The organism is Pseudomonas sp. LBUM1664 (genome assembly GCF_059695895.1).
Window position 1 is genome coordinate 5,150,003 of the sequence record NZ_CP166791.1, and the last position, 12,446, is coordinate 5,162,448.

Annotated in this window: 8 protein-coding genes; 7 read left to right on the plus strand and 1 reads right to left on the minus strand. The window is 59.2% G+C overall.

Going from position 1 to position 12,446, the window contains the following annotated elements; all coding sequences use genetic code 11:
- Nucleotides 1–16: 16 nt before the first annotated feature.
- From algG to ACA047_RS24105, 7 genes are all read left to right on the plus strand, one after another.
- Nucleotides 17–1,609, plus strand: a complete 1,593-nt coding sequence (gene algG / locus ACA047_RS24075) for a mannuronan 5-epimerase AlgG (protein WP_497353641.1) — start codon at nt 17–19, stop codon at nt 1,607–1,609.
- An 11-nt stretch (nt 1,610–1,620) separates the two neighbouring features.
- The gene (locus tag ACA047_RS24080) at nt 1,621–3,072 is read left to right on the plus strand and encodes an alginate O-acetyltransferase (RefSeq protein ID WP_497353643.1); all 1,452 of its coding nucleotides are present in this window, start codon (nt 1,621–1,623) and stop codon (nt 3,070–3,072) included.
- Between the two features lie 23 nt (nt 3,073–3,095).
- Nucleotides 3,096–4,220 carry a mannuronate-specific alginate lyase gene (locus ACA047_RS24085; protein WP_497360520.1) on the plus strand — a complete coding sequence of 375 codons (1,125 nt, stop codon included), beginning with the start codon at nt 3,096–3,098 and terminating at the stop codon, nt 4,218–4,220.
- A gap of 124 nt (nt 4,221–4,344) precedes the next feature.
- Nucleotides 4,345–5,910 (plus strand): MBOAT family O-acyltransferase, encoded by a 1,566-nt coding sequence (locus ACA047_RS24090; protein WP_497353645.1) that lies wholly within the window; start codon nt 4,345–4,347, stop codon nt 5,908–5,910.
- Nucleotides 5,911–5,921: 11 nt separating this feature from the next.
- A complete protein-coding gene (locus ACA047_RS24095) occupies nt 5,922–7,097 on the plus strand; it encodes an alginate O-acetyltransferase (RefSeq protein ID WP_497353647.1) in 1,176 nt (391 codons plus the stop codon).
- Nucleotides 7,098–7,111: 14 nt separating this feature from the next.
- The gene (locus ACA047_RS24100; protein ID WP_497353649.1) at nt 7,112–7,777 is read left to right on the plus strand and encodes an alginate O-acetyltransferase AlgF; all 666 of its coding nucleotides are present in this window, start codon (nt 7,112–7,114) and stop codon (nt 7,775–7,777) included.
- A 233-nt stretch (nt 7,778–8,010) separates the two neighbouring features.
- Entirely contained in the window at nt 8,011–9,462 is a 1,452-nt protein-coding gene (locus tag ACA047_RS24105) for a mannose-1-phosphate guanylyltransferase/mannose-6-phosphate isomerase (protein ID WP_497353651.1), read from the plus strand.
- 82 nt (nt 9,463–9,544) lie between these two features.
- Here the strand turns inward: ACA047_RS24105 and ACA047_RS24110 are convergent, their stop codons facing one another.
- Entirely contained in the window at nt 9,545–12,280 is a 2,736-nt protein-coding gene (locus tag ACA047_RS24110) for an RHS repeat domain-containing protein (protein WP_497353653.1), read from the minus strand.
- Nucleotides 12,281–12,446: the final 166 nt, after the last annotated feature.

Consider the following 12,446-nt stretch of genomic DNA (forward strand, 5'->3'; position numbering starts at 1 on the left):
CATAGGAGTGCCCGATATGAACCGCTACCTCAGGAACAGCCAGGCGATGAAAGGTTCGATCAGCCTGTTGGTCGCAGCGATGCTGCTGGCTGGCACGCCGGCGTTCGCCAACGTTGAACCGGTGGTCAAGCCGGGCAACGTGGCCAAAGAACTGCAACAGGCCAAGACCTACACCGTTAGCAGCGCGCCGACCGGACCGCTGGAGCTGGCCAAGCCGACCCTGCCCGACATCTCCGGCTTCACTGCCCAGGCGGTCGCGGCAAAAATCGTGCGTACCAAGCCCGGCAAGATCAGCGTGCGCCGGATGATGCAGGAAGACGCCTTGAAGGACTTCATCGGCGGTGACAACAAGATGGCCGAGTGGGTGGTGCGTCAGCACGGCATCCCGCAGGCCATCTTCATCGACGATGGCTACATGAACCTCAAGGACCTGGTCAAAAAGGTGCCCAAGCAGTACCTCAACGAAACCTCGCCGGGTGTCTACCTGGCCAAGATTCCGATCGTGGTGGGCCGCAAAGGCATCCTGGAAATCGACAAACAGACTCAAGAACTGCGCCTGTCCCAGGAGGGCGGCGCGTTCCTGGTCAACGATGGCCAGATGTTCATCCGCGACACCAAGGTCACCGGCTGGCGCGAAAAGGATAACGGCCCCGCCACGTTCCGTTCGCCCAAGGAATTCCGTCCTTTCCTGCTGGCATGGGGCGGCACCGAGACTTACATCGTCAACAGCAAGATGGCCAGCTTTGGCTACTCCAACAGTAAGTCGTATGGGGTGAGTATTTCCCAGTACACGCCGAACATGGCCAAGGTCCTCAAGCGTTCGGAGCCGACCGGCTGGATTATCGGTTCCGAGTTCTCGGACATGTGGTACGGCTTCTACTGCTACGAGACCCGCGACTTTGTGCTCAAGGGCAACACCTACAAAGACAACATCGTCTACGGCATCGACCCCCACGACCGTTCCCATCGGCTGATCATCGCCGACAACACCGTCTACGGGACCAAGAAGAAGCACGGGATCATTATTTCCCGTGAGGTCAACGACAGCTTCATTTTCAACAACCGCAGCTACGACAACAAACTCTCGGGCCTGGTGATCGACCGTAACAGCGTGAACAACCTGATCGCCTACAACGAGATCTACAAGAACCACACCGACGGCATCACGCTTTATGAAAGTGCCGACAATCTGTTGTGGGACAACAAAGTGATCAGCAACCGGCGCCACGGCATCCGGATTCGTAACAGCGTGAATATCCGCCTCTACGAAAACGTATCCATGGCCAATGGCCTGACCGGTATCTACGGTCACATCAAGGACCTGTCCAACACCGACCGGGACATCAAGCTCGACCCGTTCGACGCCCAGGTCTCGCTGATCGTGGTCGGCGGCGAACTGGCTGCCAACGGCAGCGGCCCGCTGTCCATCGACTCGCCCCTGAGCGTTGAACTGTACCGCGTGTCCATGCTCGCGCCGACCAAATCCAGCGGTATCAGCTTCTCGGGAATCCTGGGCGAGCGCCAGGATGAAATTCTCGACCTGCTGGTACGCCAGCAGAAAGCCGTGCTGATCGACCCTGTCGAACGCCAGACCGAATTGCGGGAATGAGGATGACCTTTATGAAGCCACAGATGATCAAACTCCTGGGCCTGTCCGCCCTGGCTGCCGGCATCCTCGCCGCCACCAGCGGCGTGCGCGCCGAAGAAATCAAAGCACCGACCTTCACGGCCGAACCCTGCTGCAGCCTGTGCCCTGCCGCCTATGATGCGAAAAACTACACCACGCGTTATCAGCAAAACTTCACCACGCTGGTCCAGGCCCAGGGCGACTGGCTGTTCCGTACCCAGGAAGACCTGCGTACCGAATTCAATACCACCCCGGCCGGCTACCAGCGTATGCAGCAGTTGCACGACGCGTTCAAGCGCAAAGGCGTTGAGCTGGTGATTGTCTACCAGCCGACCCGAGGCCTGGTGAACCGCAACAAGCTCAACCCGCAGGAAAAGGCCGGCTTCGACTACGAAAAAGCCCTGGGCAATTACAAAACCATGCTCGGTCGCTTCGCCCAGATGGGCTATGTGGTGCCAGACCTGTCGCCGCTGACCAATGAAAACCTGCCCGAGACCCTGCCGGCCCACGATTTTTACTTCCGTGGCGACCAACACTGGACGCCATACGGCGCCCAGCGCACGGCGAAAATCGTCGCTGAGAAGGTCAAGCAGATCCCGGCTTTCGCCGACATTCCCAAGCGTGAGTTCGAGACCAAGAAGTCTGGCCGCATGGGCAAGACCGGCACCCTGCACAACATGGCCGGGCAGCTGTGCGGTACCAGCTACGCGATCCAGTACATGGACCAGTTCACCACCGAGCCTAAAGGCGAGGCCGGCGACAGTGACCTGTTCGGCGATTCCGGCAACCCACAGATCACCCTCGTGGGTACCAGCCACAGCGGCAAGAACTACAACTTCGCCGGCTTCCTGGAAGAAGCCATCGGCGCCGACATCCTCAACGTCGCCTTCCCCGGCGGGGGTCTGGAAGGCGCGATGATCCAGTACCTGGGCAGCGAAGAATTCCAGAAGAACCCACCGAAGATTCTGATCTGGGAATTCTCGCCGCTGTATCGCCTGGACCAGGAAACCATCTACCGCCAGATGATGGCGTTGCTGGACAACAACGCTTGCGAAGGCAAGCCGGCCCTGATGAGCAGCAAGGCTGCCCTCAAGCCTGGCAAGAACGAATTGATGGTCAATAGCAAGAATATGGACCTGCGTAACGGCAGTCACCAGATCGACATCCAATTCGCCGATACGTCGGTGAAAGTTTTGCAAGCCACCCTCTGGTACATGAATGGGCGCCACGAGGACATCAAGATTGAAAAACCGGATACCTCCGAAACCGACGGACGTTTCGCCTTCCAATTGCGCACCGATGAGGACTGGGCTTCCCAGAACCTGCTGGCTGTTGAAGTCCAGGGCCCCGAAGCCGGTGCAGAGCCACAGCAAATAGAAGCGAAAATCTGCAAACGCAACGCATCTCCGCAAGCCGCGCAAAGCACGGCTCAAATCGGACAATGAGGTCTCGTCTCATGACTAGAATCATGCGCACCCGAACGTTGAAAACACTGTTGGCTCCATCCCTGCTGAGCCTGGCGATGTTCGCCGGCGCCACGCAGGCCGCGGCCCCGCTGCGCCCGCCCCAGGGTTACTTTGCACCCATCGAAAAACTCAAGGTTGGCGGTCCTGCCGAAAGCTGCGACACCCCACCGACGCCCTACACCGGGTCGCTGCAGTTTCGCAGCAAGTACGAGGGTTCCGACAAGGCCCGTTCGACGCTGAACGTGCAATCGGAAAAAGCCTTCCGTGACAGCACCGCCGACATCACCAAGATCGAGCGTGGCGTCAGCAAGCAAGTGATGCAATTCATGCGCGACGGCCGTCCCGAGCAACTCGATTGCACCCTTAACTGGCTGACCGCCTGGGCCAAGGCCGATGCGCTGATGTCCAAGGACTTCAACCACACCGGCAAGTCCATGCGCAAATGGGCCTTGGGCAGCATGTCTTCGGCCTATGTGCGCCTGAAGTTCTCTGACTCCCAACCGCTGGCGAACCACCAGGAGCAGGCACAACTGATCGAAAGCTGGTTCAGCAAGATGGCCGATCAGGTGGTCAGCGACTGGGACAACCTCCCACTGGCCCAGACCAACAACCACTCCTACTGGGCAGCCTGGTCGGTGATGGCCACGTCGGTGGCGACCAACCGCCGCGACCTGTTCGATTGGGCCGTCAAGGAATACAAGGTCGGCGTCAATCAGGTCGACTCCGAGGGTTTCTTGCCCAACGAGCTCAAGCGCAAGCAACGGGCCCTGTCCTATCACAACTATGCCCTGCCGCCGCTGGCGATGATCGCCAGTTTCGCCCAGGTCAACGGCGTGGACCTGCGCCAGGAAAACAACGGCGCGCTCAAGCGACTGGGTGACCGGGTGCTGGCCGGGGTGAAAGACCCGGACATCTTCGAAGAGAAGAACGGCGACGAGCAGGACATGAAGGACCTGAAGATCGACTCGAAATTCGCTTGGCTTGAACCGTTCTGCAGCCTCTACACCTGCTCCGAAGATGTGCTGGAACGTAAACACGAAATGCAGCCCTTCAAGACTTTCCGCCTCGGCGGAGACTTGACCCGGGTGTATGACCCTTCGCGGGAGAAGGGTGAGAAAGGCGGCTGACCTGCCCTCCCTGCCTGGCAGGGAATGTGGTCTGTTTCGAATGCAATAAAACCCCCCGGCTTTCATGGGGGGGGTTTGGGGGGGCTCTGGCCCTTGACTGTTGATTCAACATGGAGAGATCGGGATGGTATTTTCATCCAATGTGTTCCTGTTTCTGTTCTTGCCGATCTTTCTCGGCTTGTACTACTTGAGCGGGCAACGCTATCGCAACCTGCTGCTGCTGGCCGCCAGCTATGTGTTCTATGCCTGGTGGCGGGTGGACTTCCTGTTGCTGTTCGCCGGCGTGACCCTGTGGAACTACTGGATCGGCCTGAAAGTCGGCGCCGCTGGCGTGCGCACAAAACCGGCCCAACGCTGGCTGTTGCTTGGCGTGGTGGTGGACCTGTGCATCCTGGGCTACTTCAAGTACGCCAACTTCGGCGTGGACAGCCTCAACGCGATCATGACCAGCTTCGGCCTGGAGCCGTTCATCCTGACCCATGTACTGTTGCCGATCGGGATCTCGTTCTACATCTTCGAGTCCATCAGCTACATCATCGACGTCTATCGCGGTGACACCCCGGCGACCCACAACCTGATCGACTTCGCAGCGTTCGTGGCCATCTTCCCGCACCTGATCGCCGGCCCCGTGTTGCGCTTTCGCGACCTGGCCGATCAGTTCAACAACCGCACCCACACGCTGGACAAGTTCTCTGAAGGCTGCACGCGTTTCATGCAGGGTTTCATCAAGAAAGTGTTCATCGCCGACACCCTGGCGGTGGTCGCCGACCATTGCTTCGCCCTGCAGAACCCCACCACGGGGGATGCCTGGCTCGGCGCCCTGGCTTACACCGCGCAGCTGTACTTCGATTTCTCCGGCTACAGCGACATGGCCATCGGCCTGGGCCTGATGATGGGTTTCCGCTTCATGGAAAACTTCAAGCAGCCTTACATCAGCCAGTCGATCACCGAGTTCTGGCGGCGCTGGCACATCAGCCTGTCCACCTGGCTGCGCGACTACCTCTACATCACCCTGGGCGGTAACCGCAAAGGCACGCTGATGACCTATCGCAACCTGTTCCTGACCATGCTGCTGGGTGGTCTGTGGCACGGCGCGAACATCACCTACGTGATCTGGGGTGCCTGGCACGGTATCTGGCTGGCCATCGAAAAGGCCGTGGGCATCAACACCACGCCACGCAGCATCAACCCGATCCGCTGGGCGCTGACCTTCCTGCTGGTGGTCATGGGCTGGGTGATTTTCCGCTCCGAGAACCTGCACGTGGCCGGTCGCATGTACGGCGCCATGTTCAGCTTCGGCGACTGGTCGCTGTCGGAACTGACCCGCGCCAACCTCACCGGCCTGCAGATCGCCACGCTGGTGGTGGCCTACATCACCCTCGCCTTCTTCGGCCTGCGGGACTTCTACACCAACCGTCCGCCGGTCAAGACCAAACCTGAGGTGAACACCGAGGCCAACGGCCCGGCCACCGCACAACCAGGGTTGATCAAAGCCGTGCCGGGCGACAACCCGTCGCAGATTCACGAACCGGGCTACACCGTGGGCGTCGAAGCCCAAGTGCAACCGGCCTACTGGACCGCGGACTGGTCCCGCTACGCGATGCGCGCCCTGGTGCTGCTGTTGTTCATCGCCTCGATTCTCAAACTCTCGGCGCAAAGCTTCTCGCCGTTCCTTTACTTCCAGTTCTGAGGGATCTGACTATGACCCGCTCATTACGCATCGTTTACATCGCACTGTTTCTGCTGATCCTGACAGCACTGGGCCTGTGGTCGATGCGCAGCTTCTTCGGTTTCAACACCAACCCTGATGCGACCGTGCTCAACGGTCGATGGGCCAAAGCCGTGGAGACTCACTACGACGACCAGTTCCCCATCAAACGCCTGGGCACCAACATCTGGGCGGCACTGGACTACAAGCTGTTCAACGAGGGCCGCAAAGGCGTGGTCCTGGGCCGCGATCAGTGGCTGTACAGCGACGAAGAGTTCAACCCGATCGTCAATGAAGAGCAGAACCTGCAAGGCAACTACGCGCTGGTCGAAGGCGTGCGCCAGAAGCTCAAGGAACAAGGCGTAACCCTGGTGATGGCGATCCTGCCAGCCAAGGCGCGCCTGTATCCGGAACACCTGGGTGAGACAAAGCCGTCCAGCATTCACGCCAACCTCTACCAGAATTTCCACGCTCGCGTGGAGGCAGACAAAATCCTGGCCCCCGACCTGCTAGGCCCACTGGAACAGGCCAAACAAAACGGCCAGCAAGTGTTCCTGCGCACCGACACCCACTGGACTCCGGAAGGCGCGCAAATCGCCGCCGAGAACCTGGCCAAGGCCATAGCAGAGCAGACCCCGCTCAACGGCGAGCCACAACGCTTCGTCACTGAGACTGGAGAAAAAATCACCCACAAGGGCGACCTGCGTCAGTTCCTGCCCCTGGACCCACTGTTCGAAAACCTGATGCCAGCCCAGGAGCCGCTGGTCACACGCAACACCCGCGAAGCCGACGACCAGCCGGCCAGCGACGACGCGCTGTTTGCCGACGCCCAGGTGCCCGTGGCCCTGATCGGCACCAGCTACAGCGCCAACCCCACCTGGAATTTCGTCGGTGCACTCAAGCAAGCCTTGCACAGCGATGTCGTGAACTACGCCGAAGACGGCCATGGCCCGATTCTGCCGATGCTCAGTTACCTCAAGAGCGACGCCTTCAAGAACAGCCCGCCACAGGTGCTGATCTGGGAGTTTCCTGAACGTTATTTGCCCGTGAACAACGAAATTGGCGACGCCGACCCGCAGTGGGTCGCCGAGCTCAAACAAGCTGGCGCCCACCAACAGAACGTAGCTGCTAACACTCAATCCGAGACGCCCGACCGGGCGCAAAACTGAAAGAGAGGTCCACCATGACTTTCACCACTACTCCTCGCCGTCTCGCCGCTCGCTCCTTCAAGGCCATTGCCCTCGTCGCCAGCATGAGCGCCCTTTCACTGTCTGCCTTCGCCGGTGACTCGGCCCTGTACGGCCCGGTTGCGCCAAAAGGTTCAAGCTTCGTGCGCATCTACAACGCCAGCAACGCCGAAGTCAGCGCCACCGTCGGCAGCACTAACCTCAGTGACGTAGCACCCCTGGCCAGCAGCGACTTCAGCTTCATGCCCGGCGGCGACTACAGCGCCAAGGTCGGCAGCCAGACCGTACCGGTGAAACTGGCCCCCGATCACTATTACACCCTGGTCAACAACGCCAGCGGCCAGCCTCAACTGATCGAGGAGCCGCCGTTCAAGAACAAGCAGAAGTCCTTGGTACGCGTGCAGAACCTCACCGACAAGGCACTGACCCTCAAGACCGCCGACGGCAAGACCGAAGTGGTTCCGAACGTGGCGGCCAAAAGCCGGGGCGAACGTGAAATCAACCCGGTGAAAGTGACCCTGGCGCTGTTCGACGGCGACAAGAAAGTCGGCGACCTCAAGCCAGTGGCCCTGGAGCGCGGCGAAGCGGCCGTGCTGTACGTCACAGGCAACGGCAACAGCCTGTCGCCAGTATGGGTGAAACGCCCAGTGTCGACCCGCTGATGAATTCGCCCAAAGGCTGAACGCCTATTTGTGTAGGAGCTGCCGCAGGCTGCGATCTTTTGATCTTGATCCTTCGCTTGAGATTCAAGTGTCAGGGGAAAGATCGCAGCCTCGCTGCACTCGTCAGCTCCTACAGGAAAGGTCAGTCATTCGGGCACGGAACAATAACAAGAGAGTGAAACGACAGAACGCAGTAGCTCTAAAACCATTTCGATTTGTAGGAGTAACAAAACATGATTCCGGTGATCTTGTCAGGTGGTAGCGGCTCACGTCTTTGGCCGCTTTCGCGTAAGCAATTCCCTAAACAGTTCCTGGCTCTGACCGGCGAACACACCTTGTTCCAGCAGACCCTCGAACGCTTGGTGTTCGAAGGCATGGACACACCGATCGTGGTCTGCAACAAAGACCACCGCTTCATCGTCAACGAGCAGTTGGCCAACCGCAAGCTGGAAGTCCAGCGCATCCTGATGGAACCGTTCGGGCGCAACACCGCACCGGCCGTGGCGCTGACAGCGATGATGCTGGTCAATGAAGGCCGCGACGAGTTGATGCTGGTACTGCCGGCCGACCACGTGATCGAAGACCAGAAAGCCCTGCAACGCGCCCTGGCCCTGGCCACCGTGGCCGCCGAGCGTGGCGAAATGGTGCTGTTCGGCGTACCGGCCACCAAACCGGAAACCGGCTACGGCTACATCAAGTCGACCAACGATGCGCTGCTGCCTGAAGGCGTGAGCCGCGTCTCGCACTTCGTTGAAAAACCAGACGTCAAGCGGGCCACCGAGTTCGTCGACGCCGGCGGTTATTTCTGGAACAGCGGCATGTTCCTGTTCCGCGCCAGCCGCTTCCTCGAAGAGCTGAAAAAGCACGATCCGGACATCTACGACACCTGCCTGCTGACCCTGGAGCGCAGTGAGCAGACGGCAGACACCATCACTTTCGACGAAGCCACCTTCGCCTGCTGCCCGGACAACTCCATCGACTACGCCGTGATGGAAAAAACCCAGCGCGCTTGCGTGGTACCGCTGTCGGCCGGCTGGAGCGATGTCGGCTGCTGGGCGTCGCTGTGGGAAGTCAATGAAAAAGACACCAACGGCAACGTCACCAAGGGCGACGTGGTGATCCAGGACAGCCGCAACTGCATGATCCACGGCAACGGCAAATTGGTGTCGGTGATCGGCCTGGAAAACATCGTGGTAGTCGAAACCAAGGACGCCATGATGATCGCCCACAAGGACAAGGTCCAAGGCGTGAAACAGATGGTCAACACCCTCAACGCACAGGGCCGTACCGAGACCCAGAACCACTGCGAAGTCTATCGTCCGTGGGGCTCCTATGACTCGGTGGACATGGGCGGCCGCTTCCAAGTCAAGCACATCTCGGTCAAGCCAGGCGCGTGCCTGTCGCTGCAGATGCACCACCACCGCGCCGAGCACTGGATCGTGGTCAGCGGCACCGCCGAAGTGACCTGCGACGAGAACGTGTTCCTGCTCTGCGAAAACCAGTCGACCTACATCCCGATCGCGTCGGTTCACCGTCTGCGCAACCCGGGCAAGATCCCGCTGGAAATCATCGAAGTGCAGTCCGGTAGCTACCTGGGCGAAGACGACATCGAGCGCTTCGAAGACATCTACGGTCGCTCCACCCCGGTCGAGCGCGGCGTGTCGGTGAAGACCATCGCGCAGTAACGATCAGCAGAACAAGAAGCCCCCGTCCAGCCCACTGCGTCCCCTATCCGCAGTGGGTTGGGTGGGGGCTTTTTTTATACGATCATGCGGCCATTCTTCCAGGCGCCGATACTGTTGTTTTTTTATGCCAGGTTTTGACTTTTATCGAGCCTGGAATCTTGATCTCCAGAGTCTCGCCAAATGCCTTATCGATAGTATTGAGCAGCGTGCGCGAATCCATTCTTCCTACTTGCATGGGACTGATTTCCGAGCCACGCAATAGCAGTGTTTTCAAATCTTTCAAATGACCTTTCACCATCCGGACGCCCCCCAGATTCGAAGAGTGTGTGGGATGGAGTACATCGGGGGACGCAAAAAACTCCACCTTATCAAAGCCCGCTCCCAGCGCAGCCTCCAGCGCCCTGTCGTCCTCAAGGTCGTACTCGGCGTAATGGGTCATTGACCCAAGAAATTTGCGTTCATTCACCTCACCATCCACTGCCAGAAGAAAGAAGGTAAAAGCGATGTTACCTGCTTTGGTCCAGTCCTTTTCGTTGGTATTTCCGCCTTTGCCCCCCAACGCCTTCAATCCTTTATGAACGAGCGAAAAATTTGAGGCAATTTCCATAAACGGTGGAGCCCCACCTGTGCTTCCCTCTGAGTAGTGTCTCAATGTAAAGCGCTTGGTTTCGACCTTCGCGAGCATCGAGTCTGTTGCTTTATCTGTTTTGAATTTCAGCTTGTTGCCGGTGATATCGCCCATCATCTGGAAGGGCAACTGCCTGTCCGTTTCGCTGAAGCCCTGTTTGTACCTTTCATAAATATCGCTCGCAGTGGTTCCCGTCGAGGTAAGTGAAGTTTTTGAATTAGGCGCTTCGCCCTGCTCGTCAAAAAACGTCAACGGATTGTTACGTACCATTCGATAGAGATTGAGCCCATCCACATCACCAGCCGGATCCGGGTTAACCCAGCGCTGCAGCCACGGTGCGTAATACCTGAAGCCGTAGTAATAAAGCCCCGTCGCATCCCGTTCCTTGCCCGAGTAACGGACCGTCTTGTAACTGACTTCGGTCTCCTCCAGATAAGCGGTCTCGCCGAAGGGGTAAAAATTCTCCCGGCTGATGATTCGCCCGTCCTGGGCAAGCTCCAGATTGATCGAGCCCAAGTGGTCGGTAAAACTGTATCGATAGAGGTCGTTTTCCCCTGAAGGCGGTGTGCTTTCCCAATGCAATACCCGAACACTGTTGAGTGCGCCCTGGGCGGTGATGACCTGTAGCGACTCCCTTGTGCCGCTGTCGGTGCGCAGTTCCAGGCCCGGTAAATAGCGCACTTCGGCGGCCAGCGTGCGGGCACCAGTGTGAAGCCTGCGGCGTTTGCGCACGCGCAGACCGTTACCGTCGTAGGCATAAGCCTCACTGTCATTGAGCCCCGAGGCCCGTTCGATGGGGGTGACCGAACTCAACTGGTTGCGCAGGTCCCAGGCCAGGAACCGTCCCGCGTCCAACGCCAGGCAATTGCCCCGCGCGTCGAACGCGGCGGCGATTTCATCCTCCGTGGGTGGCACATCATTGTCGTATGGCAGGCAACGATTGCTGTAGCGAGCCACCTTGATCTGGCGACCATGATTTTGAGCACCGACGTGAATCAGTTCCAGCAGATTGCCCCCTTCGTCATAGTGGTAGGTCTGCCGGTAGTTGCTGACCGCTGCCGGATCAACGCGACCGATAGAATCGGGGCCCTGCTTGGGGCCGCCCGCTTCCCAGCCGGTGGCCTCAATCAATTGATAAAGGCTGTCATAGATAAATCGACTGATCGGGTCGATACGCTGGTTGGCGAAATAGCGCGCCGACTGGGCCTTGTCCTCGATGCTCAGCACATTGCCCATGTGGTCATAGGCGTAGAACAAATGTTGCAACACCTCGCCATCGCCGCGCCGCGCGGGGCGCTCCAGCAGCCGGCCGTCTTCAGGGCTGTACATGAGCGTGGTCCGCACACCGTTGCCGGCCGTTTCCTGTTCGATCTGGCCCTCGGCGTTGTAGCCGATATCACTCACCAGAGGCTGCCAATGGCTCTGCCCCTGCAACCTCAAATGACTGTCGGCCATGCGGCCATCGACCGTCAGGGTCTGGCGCTGTCGATTGCCCCTGGCATCGGTCTGCTCCAGCACATCGCCCCGCGCGCCAACACTCCACGTGGACTGGGCACCGTCACCAGGCTCAAGCCATGCTTCGCGATCCTCTTCGTTTTCGGGCCAGTCAGGTGAGGTCGCGTCATGGGTGAAGCGACGGTTCTGGACAAGGCCCTGCCCGCTGAGGGAAAACGACTCGAACCACACGCTTCCCGCCGGGTCATCGTGACGGATCAACTGCCCGTATTGGTTGTGGTCGCGATTTCCCTGGCCCGGATAGCCATACGTCATACGCTCGACACACCGGCGCGGCTGCGCGCCGCCCTGCTCGAACACCGCCACGGGACGGAGCAAGGCGTCGAAGAGCAGATCGCGTTGCGTCCCCCGCCCGTCCCAACCCCGCAAGCTTTCGCTGGCGAACCCTGGAAGATCGATCTGCAGGCCCGCGTCGACACTGGCCGAACACAGCACGGCATCAGACAGCGAATAGACCGTCGTGAGGTTGGCAGGGGCCAAAACATCCTCTTGCTGCAAGGCCCACAAGCGCGGATCCCATTGTTTTGCCAAACGTCCCGCCGCATCAAAGAGGTTGCGGTTGATGCGCCGTTGAGCGGGTCCATGCTCGATACTGCGGCAATAGTCGACTGAACGGACCGCCAGGCTGCGCGAGTCGAAAGCCATGAGCCTCGGGGTTTTGTGATCCATGCCCATCGATCAGACCTCTTAGTCGTAGCGCCATTTCCGTTCACTGGATATCTAACCAAGGGAAAACACCGTTACCTACTGTCAGACATGACAGTGGCGACCGACGGAGCACGCTGGGCGAATATCCATGGCTCGCCCCCTTCGGTAGGATGTAATCACGGTAACGGAGGCT